Genomic DNA, 22,591 nt, shown 5'->3' with positions numbered 1-22,591 from the left:
AACTAGATTAAATAATAAAAAATATATGATATTTATATAGAGTACTGGGGGTGTCTCAAATAATTAAACTAAGTTTACCTTAAGGATAGATTAATGCTTAGTAAAATTTTGAGGTATCCCCATTAAACTAGGAGGGAAGCTATGAGAGTTGAATATTTAATAGCGGAAATCGGAAGTACAACCACAGTAGTAACAGCCTTTAATTTTAAAAAAGGAGTTGAGGTTGTAGGACAAGGTAAGGCCTTTACTTCTGTTTTACAAGGTGATGTAACTATTGGACTTAGAAATGCAATTAATGAAATGGAGGAACAGCTAGGAGAATCCATTGAATATGACAGAATGATAGGTACTAGTAGCGCCGCAGGAGGATTAAAAATAACTGTTCATGGATTAGTACAAGATATGACAGTTAAAGCTGCAAAGGAAGCAGCCCTGGGGGCAGGCGGAATTATAAAAATGGTAACAGCAGGTAGGCTTAGAAGAACGGATATTAAGAAAATAAAAGAAATAAATCCTAATCTTATAATGATTGCAGGTGGTACAGACTATGGAGAGAGAGAAACTGCCTTAGACAATGCTGAGATTATAAGAGATGCTGAGCTGAATATTCCCGTGGTTTATTGTGGTAATATAGCTAACCAAGAGGAAATAAAAGAGATATTTGAAGGTAGAGAGCTTTATGTAATAGATAATGTATATCCTAGGGTAGATGAATTAAATGTGGAGCCTGCTAGAGGAATAATTCAAGATGCTTTTGAAGTAAATATTGTTAAAGCAGGTGGCATGGATAAAATTAAGGAAATGGTGGATGGAGCTATAATGCCAACTCCTGGAGCTGTAATGGAAGCCACAAAGTTACTCTATGAAATAATCGGTGATGTAATAGTGGTGGATGTTGGAGGAGCTACTACAGATGTTCATTCCGTAACAGAAGGTAGTGTGGAAATTTTAGATATATTAGTGACTCCAGAACCAAAAGCAAAGCGTACCGTAGAAGGTGATTTAGGGGTATATGTAAATAGAGAAAATGTATTAGAACTTTTACAACCATACGAATTAGAAGGAAGAACTAAGGAAAGTATAAGTAGTTTCATTAAGCCCATTCCAACTACAGAAGAAGAGAAATATTGGAGTAGGGTCCTTGCTCAAAAGGCCGTAAACACTGCCATAGATAGACATGTAGGGCAAATTAAAAGAGTATATAATTCAGGAAGAAAGTTTAGTGCCTATGGAAAGGATTTATCAATGGTTAAGTATATCATAGGTACAGGTGGGGCTCTAACTAGGTTAGGTAAAGGCAAGGAAATGCTAGAGAGTATAAAGGATGTTAAGGGAGACATTACCATGCGTCCCACAAAAGATGCAAAGGTACTCCTAGATAATATGTATATCATGGCCTGTGCTGGGGTTTTAAGTAGAGAAAATAAAGAAGCTGCAATAGAATTGCTTAAAGCTAGTTTAAATTTATAATGACAAATTAGATTTTTAGTTTCTGTAAAGGAGGAGAGTTAGAGAATGGAAAAATGTTATTCAGAAGTAGAATTAAATCAAGAAAATTTAACTTATAATACTGCCCTTGAACAAGAGTTATGGAAAGAAGAAGAAAAGGATAGATATCCTAGGATTGATATTGATTTAAAAAAATTGACTTACAATACTAAATTTTTATTAAACATGTGTAATGGAAAGATGATAGATGTAGCTGTAGTAACTAAAGTATTTTGCTCACATCCTGATATAGTTAAAGGTGTTTTAGATGCAGGGGTAAAAACCATAGGAGATTCAAGAGTGGCTAATTTAAAAAAGATAGCAAATTTAAATTGTGAAAAGCTACTTCTTAGAATTCCAGCTCTTAGTGAAGTAAGAGAAGTAATCATGTATAGTGATATTTCCCTTAATTCAGAGATAGATACAATTAAGGCATTATCAAAGGAAGCTATAAGAGCTAAGAAAACTCATAAAATAATTTTAATGGTGGATTTGGGAGATTTAAGGGAAGGTGTTTTAGAGAAAGATGCACTAGAAATGTCCAGGGAAATTATTAAATTGCCGAATATAAAGCTTATGGGGATAGGAACAAATTTAACTTGCTATGGAGGAGTAATACCTGATGAAGTAAATTTAGGAAGGTTGCTAAAAATAAAAAACACTATAGAAGAAGAATTAAATATTAAGATACCTATAGTATCAGGAGGAAATTCTAGTAGTTTGTATATGGTAATGAATAAAACTATTCCAGAAGGAATTAATAATTTAAGACTTGGGGAATCAGTGGTTTTAGGAAGAGAAACTGCTTATGGAAGAGATATTCCAGGAATGTTTAAAGATGTGTTTACCTTAAAAGGTGAAATTATAGAAATTAAGGATAAGCCATCAGTACCAATAGGAAATATTGGCATGGATGCCTTTGGAGAGGTTCCCACCTTTCAGGATAGAGGAACAATAAAAAGAGCTATAATTTCAATGGGAAGACAAGACGTAAAAATTGATGGAATAACTCCTAGAGATGAAAAAATAAGAATATTAGGTGGCAGTAGTGATCATCTTTTACTAGATGTAACGGAAAGTGAAGCTGACTACAAAGTTGGTGATATAATTTCCTTTGATGTAGATTATGGAGCATTATTATCTTCAATGACCTCCTCCTATATAAATAAGTGTATAATGTAAATAAAAAAATAATTTTAGGGAGAGATTTAAATGGTTGATTTTAAATTATTTACTGAAGACTTAAATATAGCAATAAGGAATCTGCATGAAAAAGGTGCCTTTTTAACTGTAAAGGCTGGAGATGAAGTTAATACTATGACAATAGGTTGGGGAAATGTTGGCTTCCAATGGGGAAAACCTATATTTACAGTACTAGTAAGAAAGCATAGACATACCTTTTCTATTATAGAAAAAGCTGATAACTTTACTGTGACAATTCCTCTTGATGATACCTTAAAGGAGGAAATTAAATTCTGCGGTACTAAATCAGGAAGAGATTATGATAAATTTAAGGAATGTGATTTGAAACTAATTCCAGCTAAAACTGTAGATACTCCAATAATAGAAAAATCTAATGTATTGACTTATGAATGTAAAATAGTTTATAAACAAGAAATGAATCCAGAATTTTTATCTGATGAAATAAAGAGTTCAAGCTATCCAGCAGAAGACTATCATGTGTTATATGCAGGTGAAGTAGAAGCTTGCTATAAACTATAGAATTATATTTTAAATTGAATTAATGGCTTCCTATATAAATATTTGTATAGGAAGCTATTTTTATATGGAACTATAAAAATAGTTAACTATGAAGCTATTAAACTATATAACTAGTTAACTATTTGTTCTATTCATGCGGGTTTTAGGGTTTTACCATATAATACCAGAGAAAACACACTGAAAGCTCAAGGATTAAGAAGCCGTTTCTATAATTATAAACTGCTAAAATAAGTTAATATAGCTATTTGTATAACAAGGATAAGAGGAATACCAATAGTGAATTTTTTATGCTTAGTTTTATGTCTAAAAGTGCTCATACCAGCTAACATACCAATGGAACCTCCTATTATAGATATACAGATAAGAGCTTTTTCACTAACTCTCCATTGTCTTTTTATAGCCTTCCTTTTATCTATTAACATTATAAAAAATCCAATTAGGTTTATTACTACTAAATATAAAATAAAATTATTAAACATAAGACCTCCTAAAGTATTTATATATTTAATTTATATTATATAAAAATAAAAAGCAATAAGGATATATTTAATCTAAGTTCAAAATAAAAAATAAAATAATAATTAAAAACCAAAGAAAATAGAGTATAATTAATATGGAATTAAATTTTTTTATGTATGGGGGATAATTTAATGGATGCAGTAAATCAAGTTTTAGTTCTATCCATTATGATGGTTATAGGAATATATGCTAGAAAGAAAGGCTTTATAGATGATAGAGTAGAGAAGGGATTAAGTGCAATATTAATCAATATAACTTTACCATTAATGATAATAAATAGTTTTTGCTTAGAATTTGATAAAGCTATTATGGGAAATGCTATAAAGATATTCTTCTATTCCATAGTTATACATTTGGTGTTACTTATTTTATCAAGATATATTTATATTAAGGCTAGTGATAGAAAAAAACCACTACTTATATTTACAACATCTTTTTCTAACTGTGGATTTATGGGCTATCCAGTATTAAACAGCATATTTGGAGAAATAGGAGTGTTTTATGCTTCAATTTTTACTATGGTATTCACTGCTTTAGTGTGGACCATAGGGGTATCTTTGTTTACAGGGAAAATATCTATGAAGGAAGCTAGTAAAAGCATTTTAAAGAATCCATCCATATGGGCTGTAATTATAGGAATTATAATATTTGTAGGTCAAATTAAACTACCCTTTGCCATTAACTCAACTGTAAAAAGTGTAGGAAATATGACGACTCCAATATCTATGATAATCATTGGCTCTATGCTTTGTGGTTCTAACATAAAAGAAATGATAGGAGATTTTAGTTTATACTATTTATCTATAGTTAGACTAATTTTAGTTCCTATAGCAACATATTTTACTATGAATATGTTTAATATAGATTCAATGTTGGTAGCTATATGCACTTTACTTATGGCTATGCCAGGAGCGGTGGTAGGACCTGTAATTGCATTATCTGCTGGTGGAGATGGTAAGTATGGCTCACAGTGTGTATTTATAACTACACTTTTATCCGTAATAACTATTCCACTATTTATATATTTAGTAAGATAATTAATTAAATAGATAATAAGTTTCAATGATTTAGCTATTTTAAATAAGTATAGAAGGGAATGTAAATTATATATGTTTGATTTAGATGATTGCATTGCATTTATAACAAATAAAAGTGCAAAGAAATTAGCTGATGAATTTAATAGAAGATTACAAGAGAATGGTACAACTAGAGTACAATGGATAGCTTTATTTTATATAGGTAAAGCAGGAGAAATTTCTCAAAAAGAACTTTCGGATTATATGGATATTAAAGAGTCTTCAATGGTAAGACTTATAGATAGAATGGAAAAGGAAGAGTTAGTGGAGAGAAGAAAGGATTTAGAAGATAGAAGAATAACAAAGATAATATTAACTGATAAAGGTAAGTTTTTAAAAGAAGAACTTATGCCTAGAGGACAAGCGTTCCAAGATGATGTATTAAAGGGAATATCGAAAGAAAATTTAGAGATTTTTAAAGAAGTTTTGCAAAGGATGACAGATAATATATGTTAGCTATTGACAATACCACCCCATGGTGGTATTTTTATATCATAAATACTTGTAGTGCTAACTATTGCACTAGCAACTATTAAATCATATGGGGGTATAGATATGAAAAAAGATGTAAGAGAAATGTTAAATGACTTTATGAACGGACTTGGTGAATTAGGCGAAACTAATGGAGATAATGTTAACGCTTTCATGGGGCTGTTAGGTAAGACTTATGAAGATGGTGCATTAGATACTAAAACAAAGGAATTAATTAGTGTTGGAATTGCTGCTTATAACAGATGTGAATATTGTATAGTTTTCCACGTTTACAAAGCTTTAGAAGCAGGAGCAACTAGAGCTGAAATAATGGAAGCTGCTATGGTATCTGTTGCCTTTGGTGGAGGTCCTAGTATGGCATATTCTGTAACTTTATTAAAAGATGCCGTTGATGAATTTGAAAAAGATTTTAACTAAATAAGATTTTAAATTTAAGACCTTGAGTATTATGCTCAGGGTCTTAAATCCAGAATCTTAAACTAATATATATTTGGTATTAAAGGAGAGGTTGAAATGGATATTAAGTTGGAAAGTCTATCAGGAAAAAGCAAGTCTGCTAAAGTAGGTAAAATTAATATACAAGTTGGGGATAATGTTAAGTTAAATGATGTATTGTTTCAGATAGAAACAAATAAGGGAAATTCACCTGTAAAAGCTAAAGGAAGCTATAAAATTGAAGAGATAAAGGTTACAGAGGGACAAGAGGTAAAGGTTGGAGATACATTACTTATAGTAAGTGGAGAAGCTTTAGTAGAAGAAACTAAAAAAGTTGATTACTTTGGTAGCTTAATAAAGGGTAAAAAAGAAAATTTAAATATAGACCTTTTAGTAATAGGTGCAGGACCAGGAGGATACGTTTCTGCTATATATGGAGCTAAAAAAGGTTTGGAAACTATAATAGTTGAAAAGGATAATTTAGGAGGGACTTGTCTTAATGTAGGATGTATTCCTACAAAATCTCTAGTTAAATCTGCTGAAGCATACAATGAAGCATTAAATGGAGAAGAATTTGGATTTGAAATAAAAGATATAAAGCTAGACATGAAAAAGGTCATAGCTAGAAAAGATAAAATTAGAAATAATTTAGTTGGTGGCATCGACTATTTATTAAATAAAAATAATATAAGACTTATAAAGGGTGAAGCATCCTTTATAGATAATCATAAAATATTAGTGAAAAAAGGTAAAGATGAGTATACTATTGAAGCTAAAAATATCATTATTGCTACTGGTTCTAAAATATCAAAAATAAGTATCCCAGGCATAGAGCTACCTTTTGTATTAAATAGTACAGAAGCTCTTAGTAACACAGAATTACCAAAATCAATTACTATAATTGGTGGTGGAGTTATTGGTATGGAATTTGCATTCTTGTATTCAAATTTTGGTGTTAAAGTAAACGTGGTTGAATACGAAAATAGAATTCTTAACATGGTGGATTTAGATGTCTCTGAGGAAATACTTGATATAGCAAAATCAAAGGGCATAGGTATATATACAAGTTCAAAGGTTACTAGAATTGAAAAATCTGAATCAGGTGAAGGTATAGTTATATTTGAAAATGAAGGTAATGAGAAGCTTTTAGTTTCAGAAAAGGTGTTAGTAGCAATTGGAAGAGAGCCTAATATGGAAGGACTAAATCTTGAAAATACTGATATAGAACTAAATGACAGGAATAGAGGTATAAAGGTTGAGGATAATTTAAAGACAAATGTGGAAGGAATATATGCTATTGGTGATGTTAATAGCAAGATCCAATTAGCCCATGTAGCTTCACATCAAGGAATTGTAGCAGTAGATAATATATTAGGAGAAAATAAAGAGATGAAGTATGAATGTATTCCTAATGTAATATTTACAGCTCCAGAAATTGCTTCAGTTGGTCTTACTGAAAAACAATGTATTGATAAAAATATGAATATAAAAATAAGTAAGTTCCCTTTTGCAGCTAACGGAAAAGCCTTAACTATGGGTCAAGAGTATGGATTTATTAAAATAATAAAAGATTTAGATTCAGGTAAGATGGTTGGAGGGTCAATAATAGGTCCAGATGCTTCATCACTAATAAGCACTATAACTCTTATTATTCAGCAGAATATTTCAGAAGAGAGCATAGCAGAAACTGTATTTGCACATCCAACTACAGGTGAAGGTATACATGAAGCAGTATTAGGATTATCTATAGGAGCAATACATTATAATGAATAAAGTAATTATTTCAAAGGAAGTTAATCCCTATTATAATTTAGCCCTAGAAGAAGAATTGTTAAGAAATATAAAGTCCGAAGAAACCATATTATATCTTTGGCAAAACGAAAATACTGTAGTTATTGGAAGAAATCAAAATCCTTATAAAGAATGCGATTTAGATTATATGAAAGAAAACCATATTACATTAGCTCGAAGAATTTCTGGAGGTGGCGCAGTTTTTCATGATTTAGGAAATTTAAACTTTACTTTTATAACAAAGGAAGTTGAGAGTAATTTAGATAAACAACTTAAGGTTATAAAAGGTGCTGTAGAGTCCTATGGTTTTAAGGTTGAATTTTCAGGAAGAAATGATTTACTTTTGAATAATAGAAAGTTTTCAGGGCATGCATTTTATTGTGAAGATGGTAATTATTTTCATCATGGTACTCTTATGATTGATGTAGATATTACTAAACTTGAAAAGGTTCTTACTCCATCTAAGTTAAAATTAAAATCTAAAGGCATAGAATCAGTAAAAAGTAGGGTTATAAATTTAATAGAGGTTTGTAGTGAATTAAATGTAGACAATTTAATTCAGTCATTGGTAAGTTCCTTTAATAATATTTATGGAGATTTACAAAACCCATATATTTATAATATGAGTAGTTATGTACCTAAATTATATGATAAATACTCTAGTAGGTTGTGGAATTATGGTGAGAGTCCACAATATGATGTAGTTCTCGAAGAAAAAACTGTTATAGGTAATATAGACATAAATTTATCAGTGGAGTCAGGAAAAATAGTAAAGGCTAAAATATTTTCAGACACTTTAGAGAATATAAATTTAGGAAAAGTTGAAGAACAGCTTATAGGCATTATATTCGCTAGAGATGAAGTTGTAAAATTAATAGAGGACTATGTAAGACAGGTATCAGAAAAATATGTATAAAAATATTTGTATAAACCATAATATTCTTAGGCTAAAATATATTTACCTCATCTAGATAAGTCAAGAAAATTTAACATTTTTAATATGGATTATATTTTAATGATATAATCCATATTTTTATGTAAAATAACCTTGGTAATTAAAAATAATGTAGGGTATAATATGTATATTGTAAATATAGTAGCTGACAAATAAATTATTGCTAATATATTAACATTATATTTATTATTGTAAAACTATGGAGGATTATAGCATGAGAACAATTTATAAAAATCCTAAGGAATTAGGTGCTTGTTTAAGAGATATTGTAGATTTATACAGAGATGATTTAATGACCTATGAAAAATTATCAGATAAGGTTATTAAAATTGTAGATTCTAATGTAGAAAGATTCTTTAAAAATGGAGATGTTGAAATAAAGATTGCAAATATTCTAGAGGAAGATAGAATAGCAATTATAAAAGATATATTAGATAAAAATAATTAAAAAATCTTATTATAGATTTATAAAAAAAGATGAGCTTTATTGATTAAAATAATGTAAGCTTATCTTTTTTATTTTGGAGGATATATGTTATGAATAATAAATATATGAAAAGAAGTAAGGAAGAGTACTTAGATTTACTTGATAAATAAATATACAGATGAGAGTTGGCATTAAGATGTGATTAGATGGATTTATCTATTTAGTCACATCTTTTTCTATGTTTAAGAAATTAAATATGGAAATCTACGGTTGTATTTTAAGGAGAAAAATGTGAAAATAAAGCTATGTTACAAAAAGTCTTAATAAGGAGGGATATAGATGTTTTGGTTTTCAGAAGATAGTAAGAAGGTAGATAAAAATCTTTCAAAAGAAGATGAGTTACAGCAGCTAGTATGGAATTTTTTTATGAACAAAATTCCTAAACTAGGTTTTGAACAGAGAGAAGGACAAGAAGATATGGCGTTAGATATATGTAACGCTATAGCTGACAGACAACATACTATAGTGGAAGCAGGAGTAGGAATAGGAAAATCTTATGCATATATAGTTCCCTTACTTTATTATAATAAACTTTTTAATAAACCTGTATTAATAGCTACGTCAACTATAGCTCTGCAAGAGCAACTAATTAAGGATGTAAAAAAAATTTGTTCTTATATTAATCATAAACCAGAAATAGTTTTAGCTAAAGGCATGACTCATTTTGCATGTAAAAGTAGAGCCGATAAATATTTTAAAGAGATTAATAGGAAAGATTTTAATGATAATCTAGAAATACTATGTAATTACATAAATAATGGGGTAGTAGATAGAAAAAATATAAAATTAGATGTAGATAATAATATATGGGACAATGTGAATGTAAAGGCAACAGATCATAATAGGTGTGAACATTATAATAATTGCAGTTTTATGTCTCTAAGAAGAGATATGTTAAATACTGATGGCATAATTTTATGTAATCAAGATTTATTAACTGTACATTTTCAAAAGTTAAAGAAAGGTCAAAAGGGGCTTTTAAATGAGAAAATAGATTTAATTGTTATAGATGAAGCTCATAATTTGGAGGAAAAAGTTAGAGCATCTTTAATAGAAAGCTATAACAAATATAAAATAAAATCTATTTTAGGAGATGTAATTGAAACCATAAAAATATCAGCCATAAGAAGAGAGAGTTATGAAAATTTTAATAATATAACTCATATTTTGAATGTTATTTTTAATAAACTAAATAATCAAGTAAAAAAACAAATTAACTCATCACCCAAGGGTGAAGAAATGGAAAAGTTTTTTATTAATATAGATGAAATACGAGAAGAGCTTTTACTTTTAAATAGTAAAATTGATTTAATAAATTATAAAGTACAATTTTATAGTGATGATAATTTATGTGAAGAAGTATTCGAAGAACTAGAGAATCTTCAAGATTTTATAAAAAGTTTGATATCTATAAAGAGCAGGGATTTATTTTGGTTAGAAAATTTTAATGATATTCATATATTTGCATGTCCTAAAAATATAAGCAAGGAGATAAATTCTTTATATTTTGATAAGTTAAAAACTACCATATTAACTTCAGCAACTATTGCGGATAAGAGTCAAGGGAGTGAAGAAGAGAGATATGAGTATTTTATTAAAAGTACAGGATTTCCAACTAGTACAGGATTTTTATCAACACCAAAGCCATCACCTTTTCCGTACAATTACAATGCCATGATATATTATACAGAAAATATGCCTCATCCAGTAGAGGCGAGAGAAAGGTTTATAAAATTGGGGGCAGAAAAAATAGTAAAGCTTCTGAATATTACAAAGGGAAAAGCCTTAATTTTATTTACATCTAAAAATGATTTAAAGGAAGTTTATGAGATATTAAAACATAAAAATTTAGAGTATAGGCTTTTAAAACAGCAACATATGTCCTCTCAGGATGATATACTTGAAGAATTTAAAAAGGATAAGAATTCCGTATTATTAGCTACAGGAACATTTTGGGAAGGAATAGATGTACCTGGAAAATCATTATCGAATTTAATTATATTTAAGCTACCATTTCCGGTACCAGATCCAATTATAGAATATAAAAGGACTTTATCAGAAGATTTTTTAATGGAGGTAAGTGTACCATTAATGATAGTAAAACTTAGGCAAGGGGTGGGAAGGTTAATAAGGAAGCATGATGATAAGGGTATAGTGGTAATCTTAGATTCTAGAATTGGTGAAATGTCTAATAGCTCGTATAAAAATATAGTGTTTGATTCCCTGCCTATTAAAAATAGAACTAATGATATAAGAGAAATAGAAAGATTTTGGATAAAAATGGATGAATAGAGCTTAAGCAAGATATAGAAAGGAAGTTATTCTATATCTTGCTTTTTATTATAAATATGATGAAATAGAGGCTTAAAGCACATTAACAGTAACTTGAAAATAATTAATATAAGTAATATAAATTAAAGTATATGGTTATATATTTATAAATATTTAATAATAAAGTAATATTTATTAAATTGAAAAACTATAATTTCTAAAGATCGAGAAATAGTTGTTTACAGTATGTTAAATAATAGTTAAATATATGTTATTTAGTAAATAATATGGTATAATATGGTGTTTAGATAATATGTAGAAGATTTATAAAACTAAATCTTTAATTGTTATTTTTAAGAGGGTAAAAGCTATATAGTATGGCATTTATTTAGGAGGATTTACTATGAAAATAGGAATTGATGTGGGCTCAACCACAATTAAATCTGTTGTTTTAAATAACTTTGGAGAAGTTATTTATCAATCATATGAACGTCATTATTGTAAAATAAAAGAAAAGACTTCAGAACTGCTAAAGAAAATTAGAGACAAGTATCCAAGAGAAAAGTCCATGGAACTAAGCATTTCTGGATCTGCTGCTATGGGCATGGCGGAAAAATGGAAGGTACCCTTTGTTCAAGAGGTTTATGCAACAAGGATTGCTGCAACTACTTTAGAAGATGATGTGGATGTTATCATTGAATTAGGGGGAGAAGATGCTAAAATACTATTTTTAAAGGATGGTATGGAAGTAAGGATGAATGGTTCATGTGCAGGTGGAACAGGAGCATTTATTGACCAAATGGCTACTTTGTTAAATATGTCCTTAGAAGAAATGAATGAGGCTGCTAAGAATTATAAAAAGATTTATACTATTGCTTCTAGATGTGGAGTTTTTGCTAAGTCAGATATTCAACCTCTTTTAAATCAAGGAGTCGTAAAAAGTGATTTATCAGCAAGTATTTTCTTTGCTGTTGTAAATCAAACTATTGCAGGATTAGCTCAAGGTAGGGTTATAAAAGGTAATATATTATACCTTGGAGGACCACTAAGCTTTAACTCAGAATTGAGAAAAGCCTTCGACAAAACTTTAAATTTAACAGGAAAGTGCCCAGATAACTCACTATATTATGTAGCTTTGGGGGCAGCCTATTATGCTAGTGAAAAGATAGATATAGATAACTTGATTATTACTTTAAATAATTATCGAGAAGATGAAACGTATTCTATGGCACCACCACTATTTAGAACAAAAGAAGAGTATGATGAGTTTAAGCTTAGACATGAAAAAAGTAAGGTGCTTATCAAGGATGAAATTGAAACTTCATCACCAATAACTATAGGAATAGATTCTGGTTCTACAACTATAAAAATTGTTGCTATTAATGATGATAAAGAAATTGTATCTTCAATTTATAGACCTAATAGTGGAAATGCTGTAGAGGTAGTTAAGGAATACTTAGAAAATTTATATAATACATATCCAAAAGTTAAAATTTCAGCAGTTGCAGCAACAGGATATGGTGAACAATTAATAAAAAATGCCTTTAAGGTAGATTATGGTATGGTAGAAACGGTAGCTCATTTTACAGCAGCGAAACATTTTATGAGTAATGTTGACTTTATTATTGATATAGGAGGACAAGATATAAAATGTTTTAAAATACATAATGGAGCTATAGATAATATATTTTTAAATGAAGCTTGTTCATCTGGTTGTGGGTCTTTCTTGCAGACCTTTGCTAATGCATTAGGATATTCAGTGGAAGAGTTTGCTAACTTAGGATTATTCTCTAAAAATCCGGTAGATTTAGGTTCTAGATGCACTGTATTTATGAATTCTTCTGTAAAGCAGGTGCAGAAGGATGGAGCTACCATAGAAGATATATCAGCAGGATTATCTGTTAGTGTAGTTAAAAATGCACTCTATAAAGTAATTCGTGCCAGTAATTCAGAGTCACTAGGAAAAAACATTGTAGTTCAAGGAGGAACTTTCCTAAATGATGCTGTACTTCGTGCCTTTGAACAAGAATTAAATGTACAAGTCCTTAGACCTACAATTTCTGGGCTTATGGGTGCTTATGGAGCAGCTTTGTATGCTCAGGAAAAAAATAATGATAAAAGTACTATTCTTAGTAAGAATGAATTAGAGAATTTTAATCATGAAGTAAAAATGACTAACTGTGGGCTTTGTAATAATCATTGTAGATTAACTATAAATACTTTTGGAGAAAGCAGAAAGTATATTGGTGGAAATCGATGTGATAGACCTATAAGTAACAAAAATCATGGAGAAGTGTCCAACATATATGAGTATAAGAGGAGTTTGCTAGATAGTTATCCTAAAATTTCAGGTAAAAGAGGAAAGATTGGAATTCCTATGGGATTAAACATGTATGAATTATATCCATTTTGGTACAAATTTTTTACAGCCTTACAGTTTGAGGTAGAAAAGTCTGAGCCATCTTCAAGAGAAATTTATCTGAAGGGACAAACAACTATACCATCAGATACAGTATGCTTTCCAGCAAAATTAATTCACGGACATGTACAGTCATTAATAGATGGTGGAGTAGATACAATTTTTTATCCATGCATGACCTATAATATACAAGATAGTTCAGCTGATAACTGTTATAACTGCCCGGTAGTTGCATATTACTCTGAAGTAATTCAAGGAAATATGCCAGATGTTTCAAAGGTAACTTATATTTATGATTATATAGGAATTCATAGACCTAAGGATTTCCCCAAAAAGATGCATAAAATATTGGTAAAATATTTTAAGGACATATCTTTAAAAGAAGTTAAGGAAGCAACTACTCTTGCTTACAAAGAATATGATAGATATTTAAAAAAAATAAGGATAAAGGGTGAAGAAATTATTGAGAAAGCAGAAAAAGAGGGTAAAGATATAATTGTCCTTGCTGGTAGACCTTATCATATAGATAGTGAAATTAATCATGGAATTGATAAGTATATTAATAGCTATGGAGCTGCAGTTATATCTGAAGATGTGATTTCTCATAAGGTAGATAAGGTAGACCTTCAAGTGTTAAATCAATGGACATATCACGCTAGATTATATAAGGCAGCTAAGTATATAGCAGACAAGCCTAACATGAATTTAGTTCAGTTAGTTTCCTTTGGTTGTGGTGTGGATGCAATAACTACCGATGAGGTAAGAGAAATTTTAGAAGAGTCAAATAAGATATACACCCAAATTAAGATAGATGAAATTACTAATTTAGGAGCGATACAAATAAGACTTCGTAGTTTATTTGCAGCAATCCATCAAGGGGAGGGTGAATAAGTAATGGATAAGGAAAATAAAGTAACCTTTACTAAAGAAATGAGTAAAGATTATACTATATTAATGCCTATGATGGCACCCATACATTTTGAAATTTTAAAAAATGTATTCCTGAATAGTAAATATCACATAGAACTATTAACTAATAAAGGTGAGTCAGTAGTACAAACAGGACTAAAATATGTTCATAATGATACTTGCTATCCAGCTTTACTAGTTATAGGTCAAATGATAGATGCTTTAAACAGTGGAAAGTATGATATTAATAAAACAGCTTTAATTATCACTCAAACTGGAGGAGGATGCAGAGCATCAAACTATATATACTTACTTAGAAAGGCATTAAAAAAGGCTGGATATGGACAGGTTCCTGTTATTTCTTTTAATTTAGCTGGAATGGAAAAAGATAGTGGCTTTAAAATAACATTGCCTATGGTTCATAAAATGTTATCAGGAGTTATTTATGGAGATCTTTTGATGCATTTAAGCAATCAAGTGAGACCTTATGAAATAAGTAAAGGTGAAAGTGATAAAGTAATAAAAAAATGGATTGAAGAGTTGACTTTGCAATTTAAAAATAATAAGGCTTATTCTCTAAAAAAAATTAAGACCAATATGGATAACATAACAAAAGACTTTGCAAAAATAAAAATTGAAAAAACTCCTAAAGTAAAGGTGGGTATAGTGGGAGAGATATATATTAAATATGCAAGCTTAGGGAATAATGATTTAGAAGCATTTTTAGCTACACAGAATTGTGAAGTTATGATACCAGGAATCCTTGGATTTGTATTTTATTGTACAGATGAAAGAATAGACAATATAAATCTTTATGGTGGAAGTAAGGTAGTTAAGTTTATTGTTCAAAAATTTATGAATTACCTATTTAAAATTGAGAGTTTACTTATAGCTTCAGTAAAGGAAAATTCAGATTTTATACCACCTTCATCCTTTAAAGAAACTAAAAAGTTAGCTAAGGGTGTAGTTGGATATGGTAATAATATGGGTGAAGGATGGCTTCTTACAGCAGAAATGTTAGAGTTGAATAATTTAGGATATAAAAATATTATATGCACTCAACCCTTTGGATGTTTGCCAAATCATATAGTAGGTAAGGGAATGGTACGAAAAATAAAAAACATTCATCATGATGTCAATATAGTACCTATAGATTATGACCCTGGTGCTACTAGAGTAAATCAGGAAAATAGAATTAAACTTATGCTTGCCATTGCAAAGGAACAACTAGAACATAAGGAACTTAATATCAATCCTAAAGATATTAATAGTGATATAGATAAGGAAATTGCATTAGTGTAAAACTACAAATTTTAAAAAAGTTATTCAATTATAAATCTGAATAGATATTAAGAAATCTATTGTATAATAAAATAATTCATAATATGGAATTAAATTAAATTGTATGATATTATTAACAGGTAGAGAAAAGAAGTAATCAAACTGTTGATAAGGCTTGTTGGTCAAGTGGTCAAGACGCCACCCTCTCACGGTGGAAACAGGGGTTCGATCCCCCTACAGGCTACCATATTGTATTGAAGGATTTAGCTATTATAGCTAAGTCCTTTAATTTTTTATATTAAAAATAACTTATAAAGAATAGATAATAATTAAGTTTTTCCATTATATAAATAAGTATATGAATCTTACTTAATGAAGATAATAATATAAATTACATTTTAGGAGGTAAGATTATGACTTTAAAAAATGAACATCATTCTTTATTAAATAATAATCCAGGAACTATAGAAAGAGATCTTGGAAGGGAAGTAAGAAACAAGGTTAGTGATAATGAATTAAAGAGTGAAGCTAATACAAAGAGGAACAAGGAGTCTATAGAAAATTCCATAGAAAAGGGAGAAGGATATCTTTATAACACATTAGAAGATTAATATTTTGAAATTATTATATCTAAGGGAAAGCAAATTTACTTTATAAATAAGTAGATTTGCTTTATTTGTTTTAATATAGAACTACTGTATAATCTAAAATATAGATTTTAATGCATATAAGTAGTAGAATGGTAATATGTTGAAAATATAAGCTAAATAAAATATATATATTTTATTTAGCTTTCAAATTGGATTAGGGGGACATAATGTGAGTGGTAATCAAGGAAAAAGCAAAGTGAAAAGTGGAGGAAAGATTTTAATTCCCATAATAATTATGCTTTTTGTAATTTATGAAGCTAGGAGTATATTTAAGGAGATAGATATAAATCAGGTTCTAGATATATTAAGAAATATACCTAATACATATCTTGTAATATTTTTAATATCTGCAATTATATCTATATCGTTTTTATGCTTTTATGATGTAGTACTAGCTGATCATTATAGATACAATATAAATAAGTTTAAGGTATTTGTAGTTGCATGGATTGCTCATAGCTTTAATGACATAATAGGGTTTGGAGGGCTTACAGGAGCTACACTTAGAACTGTTTTATTTAAAGATGAAAATATTGATACTAAGGACATGATAAATTTTAATATGATACTAATACCTACAACTATAGTGGGCTTATCTGTTATGTGCTATTTAGGTGTATTAGACGTATTTAAAATATATCCACTGTTACATAGCCAAAAGTGGCTTTGGATAGTAATATTAATATTTTGTGCTTTTCTACCTATATATTATTTTTTAGATAGGTTCACTTGGTTAAGCAATAAACTTGAAAAATTAAATTTATACTTTGAAGGAAGCATAAATTTAAAGGTAAGATTAACCCTTCTATCTACCTGTGAGTGGATAGTGAGAAGTATGATGTTTTTTACCATAGCTAAATATTTTAAAGGTGATGCAAGCTTTGTATCAGTTACAGGAGTAAATATATTAGCATGTATTGCTGCACTTATAAGCTTTATACCAGGAGGTGTAGGGTCCTTTGATTTAGTAGCTATAATAGGATTAAAGACTCTGGGGTTTTCGCCTAACTCAGCTTTGTCTATAACGCTTTTATTTAGATTATATTACTTTATAATACCTTGGATTATTGGAGTAATTCTATGGGTAGGAAGAGTAGTATTAAGGTCAAATAAATTAGGTAATCATATACGAGAATAAAATAAGTTAATACAATAAAAGAAGAGGATGAATAATGAAAGATATATTAAATTTACTACAAAACAATTTCCTTTTTAAAGGAATTGATTCTGAGAATCTAAAAAAAATTTATGAGGAAACAAAATATCATATTAATAAATATGATAAAGGGGAAATTATTGCCCATGAAGAAGAAAAATGCAGTACTATAGGACTTATATTAGAAGGAACCATTGAACTTCAAAGGATATATCCAAGTGGTAAATATATAGTTTTAAATAAACTTACCCTTGGTGATGTATTTGGAGAAGCCATAATATTTTCAAAGCAAGAAAATTATCCAGCAACAGTTATTGCACTAAATCAATGCAGTATATTATACATTGATAAGGTAGATATGTTAGAACTATTTTCAAGAGAAAAAAGAATTCTTGAGAATTTTTTAGAACTTCTTAGTAATAAAGTACTAATGTTAAATTCTAAAATTAAAAATATATCCTTTAAGAATATAAAACATAGAGTTATAAATTACATATTAGAAACTATGAAACTACAGAAGAATAGTGTAATTAAATTAAAAGAAAGTAAAGAAAGTATTGCTGCAGCTTTAGGAATACCAAGACCATCATTGTCAAGAGAGCTAATAAATCTAAGGGATATGGGATATATAGATTTTGATAGAAGCAATATAAAAATATTAGATATAGAAGCTTTAGAGGAAGAAATGTTTAATTAAATATTATATAAAAGATAAGTATTAAGAAATATGGAAAACAGGTTAATGTAAATAGAAGTATATAAAAAAATATATTATTACAGGAATTCGTAACATAGGTTACGGACTCCTGTATTTTTTTTATGTACAATAAGACCATAGTTCAGATGAATTCAATTATTAAATCAGCAAAGTAAAAAATATTATTAAGAAATAAAGGGGAGTTAAATATGGAGAATAAGATGTTTTGTTTTCAATGTCAAGAAGCAGCTGGTTGCAGCGGATGTACTGTAAGAGGAGTTTGTGGTAAGACTCCTGATCTTGCAAAACTTCAAGACTTATTAATATACAGTTCAAGAGGATTATCAGAAGTAGCTACAAGAGCTAGGGAAGAAGGAGTAACTGTTTCTAATATAATAAATAGAGCTGTGACTATGAATCTTTTCACTACAATTACAAATGCAAATTTTGATGACGCAGTATTCTATAAAATGGTTAAAGAAACTTTAAATCTTAAGGAAGAATTACTTTCAAAATTAAGCAATAAAGAAGGTTTAAGTGACGCTGCATTATGGACAGCTAAAACAGAAGCTGAAATGGATAGTAAAGCTGGCTTAGTAGGAGTACTATCTACTGATAATGAAGATATTAGAAGTTTAAGAGAAATGATAACTTATGGATTAAAAGGATTAGCTGCATATGTTAAACATGCTAATGCATTAGGATATGATGATGAAGCCATATGTGCATTTATGCAAAAAGCTTTAGCTGCAACAGCAGATAATAAGATAACAATAGATGAATATATAGCATTAACATTAGAAACTGGTAAAGTTGGAGTAGACGGTATGGCATTACTTGATAAAGCTAATACTGAAAGCTATGGACATCCAGAAATTACAAAAGTAAATATTGGAGTAAGTAATAAGCCTGGAATTCTTGTGTCTGGACACGACTTAAAAGACTTAGAGCAATTGTTAATTCAAACAGAGGGTACAGGAGTAGATGTATACACTCACTCAGAGATGTTACCAGCTCACTACTATCCAGCATTTAAAAAGTACTCACACTTCATAGGAAACTATGGAAATGCATGGTGGAAGCAAACAGAAGAATTTGAGAGCTTTAATGGACCAATTCTTATGACTACAAACTGTATAGTACCACCTAAAGATAGCTACAAAGCAAGGGTGTTTACTACAGGTGCTGCAGGATATACAGGATGTACACATATTGCAGCTGATGAAAAAGGAAATAAAGATTTTTCAGCATTGATAGAATTAGCAAAAACTTGTGAAGCTCCAATAGAAATTGAACATGGTGAAATCATTGGAGGTTTTGCACACAATCAAGTATTGGCCTTAGCTGATAAAATTGTAGAAGCAGTAAAAACTGGAGCTATAAAGAAATTCTTTGTGATGGCAGGTTGTGATGGTAGACAAAAGAAAAGAGAATACTACACTGACTTTGCAAAGGCATTACCACAAGATACAGTAATCTTAACTGCAGGCTGTGCAAAATATAAATATAACAAGTTAGACTTAGGTGATATTGGAGGAATTCCAAGAGTACTTGATGCAGGTCAATGTAATGATTCATACTCACTAGCATTAATTGCTTTAAAATTAAAAGAAGTATTTGAGTTAGAAGATATAAATGAATTACCAATAGCATTTAACATTGCATGGTATGAGCAAAAGGCTGTAATAGTTTTATTATCTCTACTACACTTAGGAGTAAAAAACATTCACTTAGGACCAACGCTTCCAGCATTCCTATCTCCAAATGTAGCTAATGTTTTAGTTGAAAACTTTGGAATAGGTGGAATAACTAACGTAGAAGATGATATGAAAATGTTCATGGAAATGTAATTGAAAAAATAAATATATAATTAAGCCCAATATGTAACTATTAAAAGAGGTTCACTAAAATTGATATTCTAGTGAACCTCTTAATTTAGTATAGATTTCTTTATTTAAGTCGGGATTCAATCCAAGCTAGGGCACCTGGATGCATAGAACCATCATTATCCAAAGTAATTTGAGAAATGAAAAATATTTCATTATCTTCTTTTACTTCATCTAAAGCTAGCTTTATATCCTTAGAATTCATTTCAGTATGTAAAAGAAATGTGGTTGGCATAATGTTTGCCCAAGCCCCTAAAGATTTAATTTTTCTAGGCAGATTACTATGGTGGTGATGATGGTCGTGGTTGCAATTCTCATCATGCTGGTGATCATGGTCACATTCATGATTATGAGTTTCAGCTATATAATAAGTTATTTGATATACTGACATTTTATTACCTCCTCTAGGTAAGTTTATGGTTATTTAACATGTATTATACATAAAATGAAAGTGATTTGCAATTAATAATTCATTAAAATGATTATCGGTAAGAAATATAAAATATAAATTTTGTAGACCTAATAAATAAAATAATTTATTTATTAATAATTTATTATAATGTTTACAACTGAAGTAATGTATGCTATATTATTGGTAAATGATTACAAAGAAAAGGAGCGGTATGAAATGAAAAAATTATTTATAGTTTTAAAGAAATTTAATAAAATCCATACTGCTTATAATAATAGGGTTATTTAAGGCTTTATTTATGTAATTTATAATATTTTATTTAAGTAATTATAATACCTTGAGCAGAGAAATGGATAATTTTCTATGCCAAGGTATTTTTTTATTAAATAATTCAAGGTTATGGAGGCGTGTAAGATGAGAATTAAGAGTGGAATTTTTAGTGTTAGATTAAGAGGCTAAAAGGTGGATTTATGAGTTGCCTTAAATGTGGCTATCTAAACATATGATTTAGATAGTAGAATTTACTCCGTATATATCATGGAGATTTCTTTAAAGAAGTTAACTTTAAAGTTAAAATTCTATAATCATGAATCCATACTATAGTAGCTTAAATAGTATGATTAAAGGAGATTATGGAAATGGAAAGAAAAGGAATAGTAGTAGGAATAAATATAAATAATGAAAATGGATTTGAAGAATCTATGGTTGAACTTAAGAATTTATGTATGGCCTGTGATATTGAAGCTATAGGAGAGCTTGTACAAAATTCAAAACAAATCAATAAGGCACATTATATTGGAAGTGGAAAGCTTGATGAATTAAAATCATTAGTAAATAGTGAAGAAGTAGACATAGTAATTTTTAATAATGAGCTATCGTCATCGCAATTAAGAAATGTAGAAAAGGCTATTGAATGTGAAGTTATTGATAGAACTGCACTAATACTAAGTATATTTGCTGAAAGAGCAAAAACTAGAGAAGCAAAACTTCAGGTAGAGGTAGCAAGACTTCAGTATTTATTGCCAAGACTAATTGGGGCTAATGAAAATTTAGGTCGTCAAAGTGGAGGTGTAGGAACAAAAAATAAGGGTACTGGAGAGAAAAAGTTAGAGCTTGACCGCAGAAAGATTGAGGCAAAAATAGCTGCCTTAAACAAGGAACTTGAAGAGTTAAAACATCAAAGAGAAACACAGCGTAACTTAAGAAAAAAGTCTAGTGTACCCCAAATAGCCTTAGTTGGATATACTAATGCAGGGAAATCATCAATTATGAATAGTATGATAGATACATTTAAAGATAGTGAAGAAAAAAAGGTTTTTGAAAAAGATATGCTGTTTGCAACCTTAGAAACGTCTATAAGAAGCATAAAATTAGATGATAATAAAAAATTTTTATTGTCAGATACAGTAGGGTTTGTAAGTAACTTACCACACAATTTAATAAAGGCTTTTAGATCTACCCTAGAGGAAGTTTGTGAAGCTGACTTATTACTCCATGTTGTAGATATTTCTAATCCAGATTATAAACATCATCTTAAAGTAACAAATGAAACATTAAAAGAGATAGGAGCAGAGTCAGTTCCTATGATTTATGTTTATAATAAGATTGACTTAGTAGATGATTATTTAACTGATAAAAATGGAGTTTATATATCAGCAAAGAAAAATTTAGGTATAGATAAACTTGTAGAAACTATATCTACTAAGGTATTTAATAATTATATAAATTGTAATATGTTTATACCTTATGACAAAGGAAATTTGTTATCTTATTTTAGTGATAATGCAAGAATTATAGATAGAAAATATAGAAATGATGGTACTGAGTTATCTATTGAGTGTTCCAATATAGATTATGAAAAATATAGGGAATATGTAATAGGCTAAATTAAAAATAATTAAAAATTATTAAAAAGAATGTCAACGATTTTTGACTTTGTCCTAAA

Annotated in this window: 19 protein-coding genes and 1 tRNA gene; 18 read left to right on the top strand and 2 right to left on the bottom strand. The window is 29.2% G+C overall.

What is annotated here, in order from left to right; translation table 11 throughout:
• Positions 1–141 precede the first annotated feature (141 nt).
• The 3 genes from B3J31_RS00565 to B3J31_RS00555 are packed head-to-tail and all read left to right on the top strand — an operon-like array spanning position 142 to position 3,210.
• Entirely contained in the window at positions 142–1,470 is a 1,329-nt protein-coding gene (locus B3J31_RS00565; protein ID WP_150843893.1) for a GlmL-related ornithine degradation protein, read from the top strand.
• A 45-nt stretch (positions 1,471–1,515) separates the two neighbouring features.
• Positions 1,516–2,670, top strand: a complete 1,155-nt coding sequence (orr, locus tag B3J31_RS00560; RefSeq protein WP_346866694.1) for an ornithine racemase Orr — start codon at positions 1,516–1,518, stop codon at positions 2,668–2,670.
• Between the two features lie 30 nt (positions 2,671–2,700).
• Positions 2,701–3,210, top strand: a complete 510-nt coding sequence (locus B3J31_RS00555) for a flavin reductase family protein (protein WP_346866693.1) — start codon at positions 2,701–2,703, stop codon at positions 3,208–3,210.
• A 212-nt stretch (positions 3,211–3,422) separates the two neighbouring features.
• Here B3J31_RS00555 and B3J31_RS00550 read toward each other — a convergent pair whose 3' ends face one another.
• Entirely contained in the window at positions 3,423–3,689 is a 267-nt protein-coding gene (locus tag B3J31_RS00550; RefSeq protein WP_343824367.1) for a DUF1294 domain-containing protein, read from the bottom strand.
• A gap of 171 nt (positions 3,690–3,860) precedes the next feature.
• Between B3J31_RS00550 and B3J31_RS00545 the strand changes: the two genes are divergently transcribed.
• From B3J31_RS00545 to hcp, 14 genes are all read left to right on the top strand, one after another.
• Entirely contained in the window at positions 3,861–4,766 is a 906-nt protein-coding gene (locus B3J31_RS00545; protein WP_346866692.1) for an AEC family transporter, read from the top strand.
• Between the two features lie 72 nt (positions 4,767–4,838).
• Entirely contained in the window at positions 4,839–5,261 is a 423-nt protein-coding gene (locus B3J31_RS00540; RefSeq protein WP_346866691.1) for a MarR family transcriptional regulator, read from the top strand.
• Positions 5,262–5,360: 99 nt separating this feature from the next.
• Complete coding sequence (locus tag B3J31_RS00535) at positions 5,361–5,714, top strand: carboxymuconolactone decarboxylase family protein (protein ID WP_346866690.1); 354 nt, start codon at positions 5,361–5,363, stop codon at positions 5,712–5,714.
• Positions 5,715–5,810: 96 nt separating this feature from the next.
• On the top strand, positions 5,811–7,505 hold the full coding sequence (gene lpdA / locus B3J31_RS00530) for a dihydrolipoyl dehydrogenase (RefSeq protein ID WP_346866689.1): 1,695 nt from the start codon (positions 5,811–5,813) through the stop codon (positions 7,503–7,505).
• The gene (locus B3J31_RS00525; RefSeq protein WP_346866688.1) at positions 7,498–8,439 is read left to right on the top strand and encodes a lipoate--protein ligase; all 942 of its coding nucleotides are present in this window, start codon (positions 7,498–7,500) and stop codon (positions 8,437–8,439) included. The genes lpdA and B3J31_RS00525 overlap by 8 nt, the downstream gene beginning before the upstream one ends.
• A 253-nt stretch (positions 8,440–8,692) precedes the next feature.
• The gene (locus B3J31_RS00520; protein ID WP_035134530.1) at positions 8,693–8,926 is read left to right on the top strand and encodes a TIGR04540 family protein; all 234 of its coding nucleotides are present in this window, start codon (positions 8,693–8,695) and stop codon (positions 8,924–8,926) included.
• 318 nt (positions 8,927–9,244) lie between these two features.
• Positions 9,245–11,257, top strand: a complete 2,013-nt coding sequence (locus B3J31_RS00515) for an ATP-dependent DNA helicase (protein ID WP_346866687.1) — start codon at positions 9,245–9,247, stop codon at positions 11,255–11,257.
• 382 nt (positions 11,258–11,639) lie between these two features.
• Positions 11,640–14,546, top strand: coding sequence for an acyl-CoA dehydratase activase (locus B3J31_RS00510; protein ID WP_346866686.1), 2,907 nt, complete (start codon positions 11,640–11,642; stop codon positions 14,544–14,546).
• 3 nt (positions 14,547–14,549) lie between these two features.
• Positions 14,550–15,866 (top strand): 2-hydroxyglutaryl-CoA dehydratase, encoded by a 1,317-nt coding sequence (locus B3J31_RS00505; protein WP_346866685.1) that lies wholly within the window; start codon positions 14,550–14,552, stop codon positions 15,864–15,866.
• Between the two features lie 151 nt (positions 15,867–16,017).
• A tRNA-Glu gene (locus B3J31_RS00500) sits at positions 16,018–16,092 on the top strand.
• Between the two features lie 166 nt (positions 16,093–16,258).
• Complete coding sequence (locus B3J31_RS00495) at positions 16,259–16,456, top strand: hypothetical protein (RefSeq protein ID WP_346866684.1); 198 nt, start codon at positions 16,259–16,261, stop codon at positions 16,454–16,456.
• A gap of 208 nt (positions 16,457–16,664) precedes the next feature.
• Complete coding sequence (locus B3J31_RS00490; RefSeq protein WP_346866683.1) at positions 16,665–17,633, top strand: lysylphosphatidylglycerol synthase domain-containing protein; 969 nt, start codon at positions 16,665–16,667, stop codon at positions 17,631–17,633.
• 34 nt (positions 17,634–17,667) lie between these two features.
• Positions 17,668–18,348, top strand: a complete 681-nt coding sequence (locus B3J31_RS00485) for a Crp/Fnr family transcriptional regulator (RefSeq protein ID WP_346866682.1) — start codon at positions 17,668–17,670, stop codon at positions 18,346–18,348.
• Positions 18,349–18,557: 209 nt separating this feature from the next.
• The gene (hcp, locus tag B3J31_RS00480) at positions 18,558–20,198 is read left to right on the top strand and encodes a hydroxylamine reductase (RefSeq protein WP_346866681.1); all 1,641 of its coding nucleotides are present in this window, start codon (positions 18,558–18,560) and stop codon (positions 20,196–20,198) included.
• 100 nt (positions 20,199–20,298) lie between these two features.
• Here the strand turns inward: hcp and B3J31_RS00475 are convergent, their stop codons facing one another.
• Entirely contained in the window at positions 20,299–20,625 is a 327-nt protein-coding gene (locus tag B3J31_RS00475; RefSeq protein WP_346866680.1) for a hypothetical protein, read from the bottom strand.
• 659 nt (positions 20,626–21,284) lie between these two features.
• Between B3J31_RS00475 and hflX the strand changes: the two genes are divergently transcribed.
• Positions 21,285–22,532: a GTPase HflX gene (hflX, locus tag B3J31_RS00470; RefSeq protein ID WP_346866679.1), complete on the top strand. Its 1,248-nt coding sequence runs from the start codon at positions 21,285–21,287 to the stop codon at positions 22,530–22,532.
• Positions 22,533–22,591: the final 59 nt, after the last annotated feature.

It is taken from the genome of Clostridium sp. UBA5988, from assembly GCF_002435615.1.
Taxonomy (GTDB): Bacteria; Bacillota; Clostridia; order Clostridiales; family Clostridiaceae; genus Clostridium_J; species Clostridium_J sulfidigenes.
Note: the sequence above shows the minus strand (reverse complement) of the source record. Positions and strands in the feature narration are given on the sequence as shown.